The following is a 13,487-nucleotide window of genomic DNA, read 5'->3' as shown; positions in this document are numbered from 1 at the left end:
GCCGAGGCCCGCCATGAAACGCCGTGACTTCCTCACCCTGGCCGCCAGCCTGCCGCTGACGCTGCACGCCACCCGCCTGTTGGCCGCGCCCGCCACCGACCAGCGCCTGCTGGTGGTGTTTATGCGCGGCGCCTACGACGCGGCCAGCCTCCTGGTGCCGCAAAGCGATTTCTATTACGAAAGCCGCCCCACCATAGCCGTGGCGCGCGCCGGCAGCGGGCCCGATGCCGCGCTGCCGCTGGCCGACGGCTGGGGCCTGCACCCGGCCCTGGCCGACACGCTGCTGCCCTATTACCAGCGCGGCGAGCTGGCCTTCGTGCCCTTTGCCGGCACGGAAGACCTCACCCGCAGCCACTTCGAAACGCAGAACCGCATCGAGCGCGGCGCGGCCGCCGACGACGGGCCGGCCCGCGTGAACTCCGGCTTTCTCAACCGCCTGGCGCAACAACTGGGCATGCCGGCCGTCGCGTTCACCCAGGATGTGCCCCAGATCTTCCGTGGCCAGGCCAGCGTGCCCAACATCAGCCTGGCCGGCGCAGCCCGCAAAGGCCGGCTCAACGACACGCAGGGGCGCATCATCACCGAGATGTACCAGGGCACCGAACTCGAAGACCGCGTGATCGAGGGCATGGATCTCAAGAACGCGGCCCAGCGCATGGACGCCGAGCAGAATGAAGCCAATGGCAAGTCCCTGACCGTCAGCCGTCTGCAGGCGGAATCGCAACGCATCGCCGGCTTCATGCGCGAGCGCTACAACCTGGGCTTTGTCGACGTCGGCGGCTGGGATACCCATGTCAATCAGGGCGATGCACGCGGGTCCCTGGCAGGCAAGCTCAAGCAACTGGGCCAGGCCTTGAACGCCTACGCACAGGCCATGGGCCCGGCCTGGAAGAAAACCACCGTCGTGGTCATCAGCGAATTCGGCCGCACCTTCCGCGAGAACGGCACGCGCGGCACCGACCACGGGCATGGCACCGTGTACTGGGTCATGGGCGGGCAGGTGCGCGGCGGCCGCATTGCCGGCGAACAGGTGGCGGTCGCGCCCGGCAAGCTGTTCCAGGATCGCGACTACCCCGTCCTGACGGAATACCGCGCCTTGTTCGGCGGGCTCTTCGCCCGCCTCTACGGCATGGACGCCAAGCGCCTGGCGGCGGTGTTTCCCGGCGTGCGCCCCCTGGATCTGAAGTTGGTCTGATTGCCTCGTGCCGCCGGGGCTGCGGCGAGCTACACTTTCGGATCGGGGCCTGTCCGGCCCGTCACCCCCCGGAGGCAGCATGACCACTCTTTATGACTTCAGCGCGACATCCCTTGCCGGCGAGCAATTGCCGCTGGCGCAATGGCGCGGGCAGGTCGTGCTGGTGGTCAACGTCGCCTCACATTGCGGATTTACCCCGCAGTACTCCGGCCTGGAAGAACTGCAACAACGCTTTGCCGATCAGGGGTTTACCGTGCTGGCTTTCCCCTGCAACCAGTTCGGCCGCCAGGAGCCCGGCGACGCCACCGAGATCCGCCAGTTCTGCGACACGCAATACGGCGTCACCTTTCCGCTGTTCGCCAAGATCGACGTCAATGGCGCCGACGCCCACCCCTTGTACCGCTGGCTCAAAGAGCAAAAGCCCGGCGTGCTGGGCACCGAAGCCATCAAGTGGAACTTCACCAAATTTCTGGTCGGGCGCGACGGGCAGGTCATCGCGCGCTATGCGCCGACCGACGCACCCGTCAGTCTGGCCGACGCCATCGAACAAGCCCTGTCCGCCCCGGCCTGAGCGCCGCCCCGCCATGTGCTGCGCCCTGCACTTTCGCCGTGCCCGTGCTGCCGACCTGCCCGTGCTGGTCGCGCTATTGAGTGACGACGCCTTGGGTCAGAACCGCGAAGACCCGACGCAGCCGCCCAATGGTGCCTATGTGCGCGCCTTTGCAGCCATCGACGACGATGCCAACCAATTGCTGGCCGTGGCCGAGCGCGCCGGCGAGGTCATCGGCTGCATGCAGATCAGCTTCATACCTGGCCTGTCGCGCCAGGGCGCCTGGCGCGGCCAGATCGAAAGCGTGCGGGTGGCGGCCAGCGAGCGCGGCGCCGGCACCGGCCGCCTTTTTTTCGAATGGGCCATCGAGCAATGCCGCCAGCGCGGCTGCGCTCTGGTACAACTGACAACCGACAAGCAACGCGCCGATGCGCAGCGCTTCTATCTCGCGCTGGGCTTTCATGCCACCCATGAGGGCATGAAGCTCGCGCTGCAATGAAGGAGGGTCCGCCCCCATGCATGGCGAATACAAAGTCCCGGGCGGCAAACTGGTGGTCGCCGATGTGGCGATCGGCCACGGCCTGCTCACCGAAGTCCGTATCAGCGGCGACTTCTTCCTGGAGCCCCCGGAAGCGCTGGCCTGCATCAACCGCGCCCTGACCGGCCTGCCGGCCGACGCCGACGAGGCTCAGCTGGCGCAAGCCGTGCGGCAGGCGCTGCCGGCCGACGCCGAACTGTTCGGCTTTTCGCCCGAAGCGGTGGCCGTCGTCGTGCGCAGGGCGCTCGCATGAGCCGCCCCGACTGGAAGGACTACCGCTGGCAGCTGGTGCACGAAGCGCCTCAGCAACCCCTGCTGCACATGGCCCTGGATGCCGTCATCACCGACGAAGTCGGCGCCGGCCTGCGTCCGCCCACGCTGCGCATCTGGGAATGGGCCGCGCCGGCCGTGGTCATCGGCCGCTTCCAATCCCTGCGCAATGAAGTCGATGCCGACGGCGCGCAGCGCCACGGCGTATCCGTGGTGCGACGCGTCAGCGGCGGCGGCGCGATGTTCATCGAGCCCGGCAATTCCATTACTTATTCGCTGTCGGTGCCGCAGGAGTTTGTTGCTGGCATGAGTTTCCAGGAGTCGTACGCCTTTCTGGACTCCTGGGTCATCAAAGCCTTGCACGACCTGGGTATCAAAGCCTGGTATCAACCGCTCAACGACATCGCCTCCGAGGGCGGCAAGATAGGCGGCGCGGCCCAGGCACGGCGCAGCAAGGCCGTGCTGCATCACGTCACGATGTCCTATGACATCGATGCCGACAAGATGGTCGAAGTCTTGCGTATCGGGCGTGAGAAGCTGTCCGACAAGGGAACGACCAGCGCGAAGAAGCGGGTCGACCCCTTGCGCAGCCAGACCGGCCTGGCGCGCGAAGCCATCATCGAACGCATGCTGCAGACTTTCGCGGCCATGGCGCCGCTCGAGCCCGTGGCGCTGGCCGCCAGCACCGTGGCGGCGGCCCAGCAACAGGTCGACGAAAAATTCGCCACCCAGGAGTGGTTGACACTCGTACCTTGAGCCCGGGGCGCGCCTCGCGCGCGCCGGGTGTTTTGCACGAAGGAGGCCCTATGCCCCAGATCCCCATCCGCTTTGCCCGGTCGGCCCCCCGGCTGGCCGCCTGCCTAGGCCTCGCCCTGCTGGCTGCCTGCAGCAGCGCGCCGCCCGCCAATATCAGCCTGCCGGCCGGCGGCGCGCCGCAAGCGACCGGCAGCGCCAACATCGGCGACGTCAAGACTCAACACATCGAATGGAAAGGCGTCAAACCGGGCTGCACCGGCGAATGCCCCGCCATCGAAATCGACAGCGTGGCGTTTCCCGACATCCCCAAACTGACTCAGGCGGTCGACCACATCCTGGCCAGCCTGACCGGCGTGGACAGCAAGTTGCGCGGCCAATACAACAACCTGACCGAATACACCCAGTATTTCTGGCGCAACGCCCAGGGGCGCGACAACACCTTTTTCAAAGCCAATGTCAAAGACGTGGCCCAGGGCGTGATCGCCGTCGAACTGCATACCAACCAATACTTCACCGGCGCGGCCCACGGCATTCCGGCCACGCTCTATCTCAATTGGGAGATCGCGGGCGGCCACCTGCTGCGCCTGGACGATCTGCTCATCCCCGGCCGCCGCCCGGCCTATGTCAAGGTGCTGCAACAGGCCCATCGCAAATGGTTGGCCGGCAACGAAGACGCCAAGCGCGATCCGGCGGCCTACGACAAGATGTGGCCCTTCCAGGAAACCGACAACGTCGCGGTCACCCGCGATGGTCTGGTGGTCAAGTACGACGCTTATTCCATCGCCCCTTACTCCCACGGCGAACCGGAACTGCTGCTGCCCTGGAGCGAACTGCGCGGCGTGGTCAAACCGGAGTTGCTGGTCACCAAGTCCTGAACGGGCGGCGGCCAGCCTGGGCTCAGGCGGTGGGACCCCAGCCCATCGCCTGCAGCAGCACCAGGGCAGCAGCGCCGCCAAACACCAGCAACAGCGGGTTGATGCGCGTGCGCATCACGAGCAAGGTGGCCGCCAGCGTGATCCCGCGTGCGGCCCAGCCGCCCTCCAGGGCGGTCAGCAGCACGTACACCGCGGCCAGAATCATCCCTGCCGCCACCGGGCGCAGCCCCGCCTCCAGCGCCCGCTGCCACCGCGCGCCCTGCTGGCGGCGCCACAGATAAGCCACCCCATAGATCAGGAAGGCCGTCGGGCCGAAGATCGCCAGGGAGGCCACCACCGCCCCCCAGAAGCCGCTGACCTGCCAACCGATCAGCGTCACCAGCAGCGACCCCGGGCCGGGCGAGAGCCGCGCGATGGCAAAGGCATTGAGAAACTGCTGCGCCGTCATCCAGTGATGGACATCGACCACCTGGCGCTGAATCTCCGCCAGCGTCGCCTGCCCGCCTCCGATGGTGACCAGCGACAGCGGCGCGAACACCATCCACAGCGCCCACAAGCTTCTGTCCATCTCAACGCCCTCCCAGGCGGCGATACTCCAGCGCAATACTGGCGGCCCCCTCGGCCAAGACCACCCACACCAGCGGCCAGTTCAGCAGACCCACCGCCACGAAGGTGGTCACCATGAAAATCCAGGGCATGACCCGGCGCGGCAGCCGCACTGCCGCGGCGATGGCCATATTGGCGGACAGACCGATGGCGGCGGCCGCCGCCCCGGCCAGCGCCACATGGGTCAAGGGAAACCGGGTCAGCTCGGCGATCACCATGGACAGGCAGACAATAAACACCGCGGGCGGCAGGATGATGCCCAGGAAACCGGCCAGCGCGCCGCGCGCGCCAGCCAGGCGGTATCCGATCCATATCGCCATGTTCTTGACGTTGACGCCCGGCAAGGCCTGCGACAGCGCCAGGCCATTGAAAAACGCCTCTTCGCTCATCCAGCCTCTGTCCTGGACGAACTCGCGGTACAGCCAGCCGCTGAGTCCGCCGCCAAAACTGGTCAGACCGATGCGCGCGAAAATCAGGAAAAGACGCCAGGCAGTCGGTGCCGGTGCCGCCGTATCGTCGTGGGCCATGACGGGTGTGCTCGCAGAAATGGGGTCCGCCGGCCGCCCGCCTGCCGCCCCGGCAGCACGCACGGACAATAAAAAACCGCGCGGCATGCCGCGCGGTTTCGGAGGGGCCGGAAACCCCGATTATCTGCAGGACAGGTAACAACGACCTGTCTGCCCCCGCTCAGGGGTACAGGCCACGCACCTGGCGCGCCTGCAGAATGCGCGTGCACGCCACGATGAAGGCGGCCGTGCGCAGGGTCACCTTATGCTCGCGCGCCACCTGGGCGATGCCGGCATAGGCCTCGCGCATGATGCGCTCGAGGCGCTGGTTGATCTCTTCCTCGCTCCAGAAGAAGCTGGAGAAATCCTGCACCCACTCAAAGTACGACACCGTCACGCCGCCGGCATTGGCCAGCACGTCGGGAACGACGTAGACACCGTTGTCGTGCAGGATGTCATCGGCTTGCGGGGTGGTCGGGCCGTTGGCGCCTTCGACCACGATCTTGGCCCGCACCTTGGCGGCGTTGGCCTCGGTGATCTGGGACTCCAGGGCCGCGGGAATCAGGAAATCGGTTTCCAGGGTCCAGAACTCGGCATTGTCCAAGGCCTGGCCGCCGGAGAAACCCGCCACCCCGCCCGTGGCGGCCACGTGCGCGAGCAACTTATGCACATCGAGCCCGGCGCCGTTGTGCACCGTGCCGGTGTGATCCTGGGCGGCGATCACTTGCGCGCCCGCCTCATGGAACAAGCGCGCTGCGGTGCCGCCCACATTGCCGAACCCTTGCACGATGACCTTGGCTCCCGGCACCGGCACGTTGCGGTCACGGGCCGCTTCGCAGGCCACCACGAACACGCCGCGCCCGGTGGCTTCCACCCGGCCCAGGCTGCCGCCCAGGGCGATCGGTTTGCCGGTCACCACGCCGGTGGCGGTCGCGCCCTCGTTCATCGAGTACGTGTCCATCATCCAGGCCATGGTCTGGGCATTGGTGTTGACGTCAGGCGCGGGAATATCCTTGGTCGGCCCGATGATCACGCCGATCTCGCTGGTGTAGCGGCGCGTGACGCGCTCGAGTTCGGAATGCGACATATTGCGCGGATCCAGGCGTACACCGCCCTTGGCGCCGCCGTACGGCAGGTTGACCGCCGCGTTCTTGATCGACATCCAGGCCGCCAGGGCCATCACTTCGGACAGCGTGACGTCCTGGTGAAAGCGCACACCGCCTTTGCCGGGGCCGCGCGAGGTGTTGTGCTGCACACGATAGCCCTCGAAGTGGGCGATCTTGCCGTTGTCCAGCTCGATGGGCACATCGACCACCAGCGCGCGCTTGGGGCGCTTGAGCGTTTCGACCCAACGGGCCAGCGAACCCAGATAGGGCGTGACGCGGTCGACTTGTTGCAGGTAGACGCCCCAGGGGCCGAGATGTTCGGCATCCAGGTAGGAAGGCAAGGCGTGAGCGGGGAGTTGAGACATGAAAGCGATCTCCGGACTGAGTTTGCGAAATTCTACTCGCGACATTGATACGTCACCATATATATATTCAAAATATTTAATGGGGACGTATTAATAAATCGCCTGTCTGACGGGCACCACGATCAAGCCTCGCCCATAACAAAAAAGCGGCCCCGGAGGGCCGCTTGTTGGGGCTGGCGTCACGCCGCCGGCGTCTCGCCTGTGCCGGCTTCATTTACTGGCTTCATAGCGCGCCTTGTGCTCGGCGTTGGGCGGATACAGCCCCGGCAAGGCCGCGCCCTGCTCGACCTCGCGCATGATCCAGCCTTCGAGCCGCTCTTGCTCGAGCGACTCGGCCACGACCTCAGCCAACAGGGCGGCCGGGATCACCACCGCACCGTCCTGATCCGCCACGATGACGTCGTCCGGAAACACCGCCACCCCGCCGCAGCCGACCGGCTGCTGCCAGTCGACGAAGGTGAGCGCGGCCACCGAGGGCGGCGCGGCCGCGCCGGCGGCCCACACCGGCAAGCCGGTCGACAGCACGCCCGCCAGGTCGCGCACGGCGCCGTCGCTGACCAGCGCCGCCACCCCACGATGCGCCATGCGCGCGCACAGAATGTCGCCCCAGAAGCCGGCGTCCGTCACGCCCTGCGCATCGACCACCGCGATGCAGCCGGCCGGCATCTGCTCGATGGCCGCGCGGGTGGACTTGGGAGAACTCCAGGACGCCGGGGTGGCCAGGTCCTCGCGAGCCGGAATGAAGCGCACCGTAAAGGCCCTGCCTACCGTGCGCGGCAAGCCCGGGGCCAGGGGAAAGGCGCCGCGTATCCATACATTGCGCAGGCCTTTTTTAAGCAGAACAGTGGTCAAGGTGGCGGTGGTGATGCCGGCAAGCGCCTTGAAGGCCTCGTCGTCCCCGGCATGCGCGCGAGCTGGCGTATTCATCTGCGATCTCCATCACCCGCGCAAAAGGCGCGGGCCGGTCCACACAATAAGCGCAAACCGGCCGAAACCAAAGCGTCAGACGCCAACGCGCCGCTGAGTCATCGCCAGCAGGAGAGAATCCGCCAGGCCAGCCGCGCCGCCACGCGCGCGCCATGATTGTCGATGTCGAAGTCGGGATTGGCCTCGGCCAGATCGGCCAGCCGCAGCTTGCCACTGGCGGCCACGCGGGTGACGATGCGTTCGATCACGTCAAGCGGCACGCCATACGCGGCGGGCGCCGACACGCCCGGCATGATGCAGGCAGGCAGCACGTCCAGATCCACCGTCAGGTAGACGTGACGGGCTTGGGCCACCAGCCGGTCGACATCGGCCAGACGGGCGGCCAGGTCGGCTTCACGCATGTCCACGTCTTCGACCCAGAACGCCCCCACCTCTCGCGCCCGATCGAACAGCGCCACCGTATTGCTCAGGCGCGACACGCCCAGGCAAGCGTATTGCACCGGCAGGCCGCGTTCGGCACACAGCGTGACCACCTGATCGAAGGGCGTGCCCGAACTGGCCGGGCGCCCGGTGCGCAGGTCGAAGTGCGCATCCAGGTTCAGCACCAGGACCGGGCCGTCATCCGCGCTGGCGTCGAGCCACTGCCGCAGGCCCATGAAGCTGCCCCAGGCGATTTCGTGGCCGCCGCCCAGCGCCAGGGTGCGCGCCCCGGCGGCCAGCAAGCGCGCCACCTCGGCGGCATAGCGCTGCTGGGCCGCTTCCAGATCGCCGTCATCGCAGGCGACATCGCCAGCGTCGTGCAGGATATCCAGCCCATGCACGGGGATGCCGGCCAACATGCGCCGGATGGCCGTCGGCCCTTGCGCGGCGCCCGGACGGCCCTGGTTGCGCAGCACACCGGCATCGCAGGCAAAGCCCAGCAAGGCGGCTTCGCCCGCCGCCGGCTGGCGGCCGGCCGGGGCGATGATGTGCGCCATGCGGCGCGTATCACCGCGCTCGCCGCTGTCATCGCGCGCGCGCCAGATCGCGGGGATGGCCTGGCTCATGATTGCGAACTCAGTACGGCTTGCAGGAACTCGCGCGTGCGCGGTTCGCGCGGGTTGCTGAAGATGGTCTCCGGCGGGCCCGATTCCAGAATCACGCCGCCGTCCATCACGGCCACGACATCGGCCACCTCGCGGGCGAAACCCATTTCGTGCGTGACCACCATCATGGTCATGCCTTCCTTGGCCAGCAGCTTCATGACCTGGAGCACTTCACCGACCAGCTCCGGATCCAGCGCCGACGTCGGCTCGTCGAACAGCATGACTTCGGGTTTCATGGCCAAGGCGCGCGCAATCGCCACGCGCTGCTTCTGCCCGCCCGACAAGGAGCCTGGCATCGCCGTAGTTTTGTGCGCCAGGCCCACTTTGGCCAGCAGATCGTGCGCCAGTTGTTCGGCTTCCTGGCGCCCCAGGCCGCGCAAGGTGCGCGGGCCGACCGTCACGTTATCCAGCACCGACAGATGCGGAAACAGATTGAACGACTGGAACACCATGCCCACCTGCATGCGCAGACGGTTCAATTGGGCCTCGGGCAATTGCTTGCCATGATCCAGCAAGGCATGGCCGCAGATCTCGATCGTGCCCTTCTGGGCCACTTCCAGGCCATTGCAGCAGCGCAGCAGCGTGCTCTTGCCCGAGCCGCTGGGGCCGATGACGACCACCACTTGCGAGGGCTTGATATCGAAATCGATGCCGCGCAGCACTTCGTGGTCACCGAAGGCCTTGTGCAGGCCGCGGATCTTGATCATTTCTTGCGTGCTCATTGCACCATTCCTCCGGCGCGCAAGCGTTGCTCGATCTTGCGCAGAATCATCGTGGTGGCCGTCGTCAGGACCAGGTACATCAACGCGATCACGAGATAGGTCTCCAGCGACCGGTAGGACACGCTGATGATCTTCTGCCCCTCATGCATCAGATCGTGGATCGTCAGCAGCGACACCAGGGCGGAGTTCTTGATCAGGGCGATGAATTCATTGCCCAGCGGCGGAATCATGCGCACCACGGCCTGGGGCAGGATGATGATGCGCATCGCCTGCCCGGAGGACATGCCCAGCGAACGGGCCGCTTCGGTCTGGCCGCGATCCACCGACTGGATGGCGCCGCGCACGATCTCCGACACATAAGCACCGGAGTAAATCCCCAGGCCCAGCACACCGCAGGCGAACGCCGGCAGCACGATGCCGAACTGCGGCAAGCCGAAGAACCAGATGAACAGCTGCACCAGCAGCGGCGTGCCCCGGAAAAACAGCAGATAAGTGCTGCACAGGTTGTAGACGAAGCGGTGCTTGGGGTTGAGCCGGCCCACGCCGACCAGCAGGCCGATCACACAGCCCAGCAACAGGGAGCACGCCGTCAGTTCGACGGTGACCAGCGCCCCATCCAGCAGGGCGCTGAAATCAGCGAAGACAGGAGAAAAATCCAGTGTCATTTGGCGGGGGCCTCGAACCACTTGTTGACCAGGCGATCGTAAGTGCCGTCAGCCTTGATCTTCTTGAGCGCGGCGTTCATTTCGGCGGTCAGTTCCGGCTTGCTCTTGGGGATGGCGATGCCGTATTCCTCGGTGGTCACCTGCTCGGCCAGCACGGTCAGGTCCGCCGTGCTCTGGGCAAACAGCTTGGCCGCCGGCTTGCCGGTGACGGCCGCGTCGCTGCGCCCGATCTGCACCAGGTTGAACATCTCCTGATTCTTCTCGACTTCGATGCGCTGCACCTTGGGGAAGTTGTCGCGCAGATAGTTGACCGACTTGGTGCCCACTTGCACGGACACTTTGTGGCCGTCCAGATCCTTGACGCTCTTGATCGCGCCGTCCTTCTTGGTCACGACCACCAGGCCGCCGGCATAGTAAGGATCGGTGAAGTCGACGACTTTCTTGCGATCGTCGGTGATGTAAATGGCCGACACGGCGATGTCGGCGCGGCCGGCCTGCAGTGCGGGGATCAGACCCTTGAAATCAATGTCGATCCACTCGATCTTCTTGCCCATGGCCTGGCCCAGGGCTTCGACCAGTTCGATATCAAAGCCGGTGCGTTTACCGTCTTTGACGAACTCCATCGGCGGGAAAGTCGCGTCGGTCACGGCGCGGATGGTCTCTGCGGCAAAGGAGCTGGAGCAGCTCAGCGTCAGACCCAGTGTCAGCGCGGCGGTAAGCAGTTGGCGGCGAGTCGTCATGGTGCGTCCTATCGGTCGGGGGTGGTACGTAGTGCTTAATGGGCCGCCAGTCGGGCGGAAATTCGTTCAGCGGCCGCCATGGTCATGGCGGCCAGGGATTGGGTACGGGCAGCGGCGCGTGTCGACGGCGCCATGAGCGTGATCGAGGCCACGGCTTGGGCGGGGCGGCGGAACACCGGGACACTCACGCCCCAGACCCCGGCATCGACTTCGCTGTCGGTCATGGCGTAGCCCTGACGCCGTATGGTCAGCAGATCGCGCTCCAGCGCGGCCAGGTCGGCGCCGGCCGCGCCCAGTTCTTCCAGGCGGGTCTGCAGGCGCGCGGCCGGCATGAAGGCCAGCAGGGACTTGGCCGAAGCGCCCTTGACCAGCGGCAGCCCCTTGCCCTTGACGAAAGAACAACGCAGCGGATGCTGGCTCTCGACCATGTCCAGACACACGGCCTGGTCCTTGACCGCGACCAGCAGGCCCACGCTTTCGCCGGACTCGGCGGCCAGCCGCGCCATGTCGTCCTGGGACTCCTGGATCAGGAAGGACGATTGATCGAAACCGCGCGCCAATTGCACACAGGCCGGACCCGGCCCATACGCGCCAGCCTGCTCCAGCACGAAACCCCAGCGCTTGAGCAAGGCGATCTGCCGGTAGAGGGTGCTCTGGGCCAGGCCCGTCTGTTCGGCCAGCGCGGCGATGGTCAGCGGGCTCTCATGGCGCGCCAAGGTCGCCAGCACATACAGCACCCGGTCGGCACCGCCCGCAATCTGTTCCTGCATCAAAGCCGTCTCTCAGACAGATACTCAATGCCGACAGATTAGCGATTTTTCTCAAAATACAAATTCAACATTCCCATTTGTTGAGAATGACAAGGGAAAACCCCAGTCAGATTTCCTGAAATTTGAGCATGCAGACGAAAAAAAAGCCCCTGACGGGGCGGTAGGTGTGGCGGCGCCGCCAAGCGGCGGCGGCCTTACTCGTAAGAATTGAGCCGCACGCCTGAGACGCCGCGCACCTCGCCAGCCGGCTCGGGATCGGGCACGGACGGGGCAGCGGCCGGCGCGGGCTCCACGGCCGCGCCGGCGCCGGGCGCGCCGCGCTGCGCCTCGCGCGCCTGCCAGGCTTTCTCCGCGATGCGTTGCAACTCCTGCGACAGCGTGCCCCATTTGCCCGCCAGCGCCCAATCCGATGCGGTCTGGCCCTTGAGATCCTGCGTGGTGGGATCCGCGCCGGCATTAAGCAGCAATTGCACCATGTCGCGATTGCCGGAATAGCCGGCCATCATGAGCGGAGTGCGCCCTTCTGATGAGGGTGCATTGACCATCGCGCCCTTGGCCAGCAGCAGCTTGGCGGTGTCGACCTGCCCTTTGGAGGCCGCGTAGTGCAAGGGCGTCCAGCCCAGACGGTTGACCTGGGCGCCACGGGCGATCAGTTTGCGCGCCCGCTCGGTCTGCCCGGCCAGCGCCAGATACATCAAAGGCGTCTCGCCGGCGGGATTCTCAATGTTGACGTCGGTGCGCCGGTCTGCGGCCAAAACGTCGAACACGCCCCAGGCGCCGTCGACCACCGCGCGCATGATGGCCGGCTGGCCATTCTTGAAGCGCACATTGGGGTCCGCGCCCTGGCCGAGCAAGGTCTTGAGTTCGGCGGGCCTATCATTGTGCACATAGAACCACCAATTCTGCGGCACCTCGACCTGTTGGGCCGACACCGGATGGCTGGCCAGCGTCAGGGCCAGCAGCCCGGCCGCCGCCGCCGCGGACATCTTGATCCTCACCCGCATGCCACGCTCCTTGTGTAAACGAGAATATACTTTCAGTTATCTCTCTATCTTACTGAAAAGCTTAAAGAAATTTTCCGTCGACGCCTGCGCCACCTCGGCCACGGTGCGACCCTGCAGCTCGGCGATCTTCTCGGCCACATGGATCACTTTGGATGGATCGTTAAGCTTACCCCGGTAAGGCACGGGCGCCAGATACGGCGAGTCGGTCTCGATCAGCAGACGATCCAACGGCATGTTGCGCGCCACTTCATGCACGATCGCGGCATTCTTGAACGTGACGATGCCCGACAGCGAAATGTGGAAATTCAGGTCGAGCGCGGCCTGGGCGATTTCCCAGCTCTCGGTAAAACAGTGCATCACCCCGCCGACTTCCGCCGCGCCCTCTTCCTTGAGAATGCGCACCGTGTCCTCGGCTGAATTGCGGGTGTGGATGATAAGCGGCAAGCCAGCGCCGCGGGCGGCGCGGATATGGCGCCGGAAGCGCTCGCGCTGCCAATCCAGCGGCTCGCTCAAACGATAGTAGTCCAGTCCGGTCTCGCCAATGGCGACGACCTTGGGATCCTGCGCCAGGCGCACCAACTCCTCGGCCGTGGGATCGGGCGTGTCCTCATAGTCGGGATGCACGCCGACCGACGCCCACAAATGGCGCTGCGGACGGACCAGATCCATCAGACCGGGCCATTCCGGCATATTGACGCTGACCACCAGCGCATGCGTGACCTGGTTGGCGGCCATGCGCTCGAGCACCGCCGGCAAGTCGGCGGCCAGCTCAGGGAAATTCAAATGGCAATGGGAATCGACGTACAT

17 protein-coding genes are annotated in these 13,487 nt (G+C 65.9%); 6 read left to right on the top strand and 11 right to left on the bottom strand.

All coding sequences use genetic code 11. From position 1 onward, the window contains the following. The first annotated feature begins 13 nt into the window (after window positions 1-13). The 6 genes from CAL22_RS09960 (at window position 14) to CAL22_RS09935 (ending at window position 4,184) form a co-directional block, all read left to right on the top strand. Window positions 14-1,195 (top strand): DUF1501 domain-containing protein, encoded by a 1,182-nt coding sequence (locus CAL22_RS09960; RefSeq protein WP_094812693.1) that lies wholly within the window; start codon window positions 14-16, stop codon window positions 1,193-1,195. Window positions 1,196-1,274: 79 nt separating this feature from the next. Then, a complete protein-coding gene (locus tag CAL22_RS09955; protein WP_094812691.1) occupies window positions 1,275-1,766 on the top strand; it encodes a glutathione peroxidase in 492 nt (163 codons plus the stop codon). Window positions 1,767-1,779: 13 nt separating this feature from the next. Then, window positions 1,780-2,244, top strand: coding sequence for a GNAT family N-acetyltransferase (locus CAL22_RS09950; RefSeq protein WP_094812689.1), 465 nt, complete (start codon window positions 1,780-1,782; stop codon window positions 2,242-2,244). Window positions 2,245-2,260: 16 nt separating this feature from the next. Continuing rightward, window positions 2,261-2,536, top strand: a complete 276-nt coding sequence (locus CAL22_RS21210; protein ID WP_094812687.1) for a biotin--protein ligase — start codon at window positions 2,261-2,263, stop codon at window positions 2,534-2,536. After that, the gene (locus tag CAL22_RS09940) at window positions 2,533-3,309 is read left to right on the top strand and encodes a lipoate--protein ligase family protein (RefSeq protein ID WP_094812685.1); all 777 of its coding nucleotides are present in this window, start codon (window positions 2,533-2,535) and stop codon (window positions 3,307-3,309) included. The genes CAL22_RS21210 and CAL22_RS09940 overlap by 4 nt, the downstream gene beginning before the upstream one ends. A gap of 50 nt (window positions 3,310-3,359) precedes the next feature. Beyond that, the gene (locus CAL22_RS09935) at window positions 3,360-4,184 is read left to right on the top strand and encodes an RsiV family protein (RefSeq protein WP_094812683.1); all 825 of its coding nucleotides are present in this window, start codon (window positions 3,360-3,362) and stop codon (window positions 4,182-4,184) included. Between the two features lie 22 nt (window positions 4,185-4,206). Here CAL22_RS09935 and CAL22_RS09930 read toward each other — a convergent pair whose 3' ends face one another. The 11 genes from CAL22_RS09930 to CAL22_RS09880 all read right to left on the bottom strand — a co-directional run bounded on the left by CAL22_RS09930 (window position 4,207) and on the right by CAL22_RS09880 (window position 13,487). Further along, window positions 4,207-4,752: a chromate transporter gene (locus tag CAL22_RS09930; RefSeq protein ID WP_094812681.1), complete on the bottom strand. Its 546-nt coding sequence runs from the start codon at window positions 4,750-4,752 to the stop codon at window positions 4,207-4,209. A 1-nt stretch (window position 4,753) separates the two neighbouring features. Continuing rightward, on the bottom strand, window positions 4,754-5,317 hold the full coding sequence (locus CAL22_RS09925; RefSeq protein ID WP_094812679.1) for a chromate transporter: 564 nt from the start codon (window positions 5,315-5,317) through the stop codon (window positions 4,754-4,756). Between the two features lie 160 nt (window positions 5,318-5,477). Continuing rightward, on the bottom strand, window positions 5,478-6,767 hold the full coding sequence (locus tag CAL22_RS09920; protein ID WP_094812677.1) for a Glu/Leu/Phe/Val family dehydrogenase: 1,290 nt from the start codon (window positions 6,765-6,767) through the stop codon (window positions 5,478-5,480). A 210-nt stretch (window positions 6,768-6,977) separates the two neighbouring features. Then, window positions 6,978-7,694 carry a ribonuclease activity regulator RraA gene (locus CAL22_RS09915; protein WP_094812675.1) on the bottom strand — a complete coding sequence of 239 codons (717 nt, stop codon included), beginning with the start codon at window positions 7,692-7,694 and terminating at the stop codon, window positions 6,978-6,980. Between the two features lie 98 nt (window positions 7,695-7,792). After that, window positions 7,793-8,740, bottom strand: a complete 948-nt coding sequence (gene hutG, locus CAL22_RS09910; RefSeq protein WP_094812673.1) for a formimidoylglutamase — start codon at window positions 8,738-8,740, stop codon at window positions 7,793-7,795. Beyond that, window positions 8,737-9,501, bottom strand: a complete 765-nt coding sequence (locus tag CAL22_RS09905; protein ID WP_094812671.1) for an amino acid ABC transporter ATP-binding protein — start codon at window positions 9,499-9,501, stop codon at window positions 8,737-8,739. Before CAL22_RS09905 ends, hutG begins: the two co-directional genes overlap by 4 nt. Continuing rightward, window positions 9,498-10,166, bottom strand: coding sequence for an amino acid ABC transporter permease (locus CAL22_RS09900; RefSeq protein ID WP_094812669.1), 669 nt, complete (start codon window positions 10,164-10,166; stop codon window positions 9,498-9,500). The genes CAL22_RS09905 and CAL22_RS09900 overlap by 4 nt, the downstream gene beginning before the upstream one ends. After that, window positions 10,163-10,906: a transporter substrate-binding domain-containing protein gene (locus tag CAL22_RS09895; protein WP_094812667.1), complete on the bottom strand. Its 744-nt coding sequence runs from the start codon at window positions 10,904-10,906 to the stop codon at window positions 10,163-10,165. Before CAL22_RS09895 ends, CAL22_RS09900 begins: the two co-directional genes overlap by 4 nt. A gap of 35 nt (window positions 10,907-10,941) precedes the next feature. Continuing rightward, window positions 10,942-11,676 (bottom strand): IclR family transcriptional regulator, encoded by a 735-nt coding sequence (locus tag CAL22_RS09890; RefSeq protein WP_094812665.1) that lies wholly within the window; start codon window positions 11,674-11,676, stop codon window positions 10,942-10,944. Between the two features lie 194 nt (window positions 11,677-11,870). Beyond that, window positions 11,871-12,662 (bottom strand): ankyrin repeat domain-containing protein, encoded by a 792-nt coding sequence (locus CAL22_RS09885; protein WP_094813577.1) that lies wholly within the window; start codon window positions 12,660-12,662, stop codon window positions 11,871-11,873. A gap of 54 nt (window positions 12,663-12,716) precedes the next feature. Next, window positions 12,717-13,487: a TatD family hydrolase gene (locus CAL22_RS09880; RefSeq protein WP_094812663.1), complete on the bottom strand. Its 771-nt coding sequence runs from the start codon at window positions 13,485-13,487 to the stop codon at window positions 12,717-12,719.

It is taken from the genome of Bordetella genomosp. 12, from assembly GCF_002261355.1.
In the GTDB taxonomy this organism is placed as follows: Bacteria; Pseudomonadota; Gammaproteobacteria; order Burkholderiales; family Burkholderiaceae_B; genus Bordetella.
Note: the sequence above shows the minus strand (reverse complement) of the source record. Positions and strands in the feature narration are given on the sequence as shown.

Coding starts and splice junctions, on each gene's coding strand:
- CAL22_RS09960 (WP_094812693.1), top strand. CDS start 14: ATGAAACGCCGTGACTTCCTCACCCTGGCCGCCAGCCTGCCGCTGACG.
- CAL22_RS09955 (WP_094812691.1), top strand. CDS start 1,275: ATGACCACTCTTTATGACTTCAGCGCGACATCCCTTGCCGGCGAGCAA.
- CAL22_RS09950 (WP_094812689.1), top strand. CDS start 1,780: ATGTGCTGCGCCCTGCACTTTCGCCGTGCCCGTGCTGCCGACCTGCCC.
- CAL22_RS21210 (WP_094812687.1), top strand. CDS start 2,261: ATGCATGGCGAATACAAAGTCCCGGGCGGCAAACTGGTGGTCGCCGAT.
- CAL22_RS09940 (WP_094812685.1), top strand. CDS start 2,533: ATGAGCCGCCCCGACTGGAAGGACTACCGCTGGCAGCTGGTGCACGAA.
- CAL22_RS09935 (WP_094812683.1), top strand. CDS start 3,360: ATGCCCCAGATCCCCATCCGCTTTGCCCGGTCGGCCCCCCGGCTGGCC.
- CAL22_RS09930 (WP_094812681.1), bottom strand. CDS start 4,752: ATGGACAGAAGCTTGTGGGCGCTGTGGATGGTGTTCGCGCCGCTGTCG.
- CAL22_RS09925 (WP_094812679.1), bottom strand. CDS start 5,317: ATGGCCCACGACGATACGGCGGCACCGGCACCGACTGCCTGGCGTCTT.
- CAL22_RS09920 (WP_094812677.1), bottom strand. CDS start 6,767: ATGTCTCAACTCCCCGCTCACGCCTTGCCTTCCTACCTGGATGCCGAA.
- CAL22_RS09915 (WP_094812675.1), bottom strand. CDS start 7,694: ATGAATACGCCAGCTCGCGCGCATGCCGGGGACGACGAGGCCTTCAAG.
- hutG (WP_094812673.1), bottom strand. CDS start 8,740: ATGAGCCAGGCCATCCCCGCGATCTGGCGCGCGCGCGATGACAGCGGC.
- CAL22_RS09905 (WP_094812671.1), bottom strand. CDS start 9,501: ATGAGCACGCAAGAAATGATCAAGATCCGCGGCCTGCACAAGGCCTTC.
- CAL22_RS09900 (WP_094812669.1), bottom strand. CDS start 10,166: ATGACACTGGATTTTTCTCCTGTCTTCGCTGATTTCAGCGCCCTGCTG.
- CAL22_RS09895 (WP_094812667.1), bottom strand. CDS start 10,906: ATGACGACTCGCCGCCAACTGCTTACCGCCGCGCTGACACTGGGTCTG.
- CAL22_RS09890 (WP_094812665.1), bottom strand. CDS start 11,676: ATGCAGGAACAGATTGCGGGCGGTGCCGACCGGGTGCTGTATGTGCTG.
- CAL22_RS09885 (WP_094813577.1), bottom strand. CDS start 12,662: ATGTCCGCGGCGGCGGCGGCCGGGCTGCTGGCCCTGACGCTGGCCAGC.
- CAL22_RS09880 (WP_094812663.1), bottom strand. CDS start 13,487: ATGTACGTCGATTCCCATTGCCATTTGAATTTCCCTGAGCTGGCCGCC.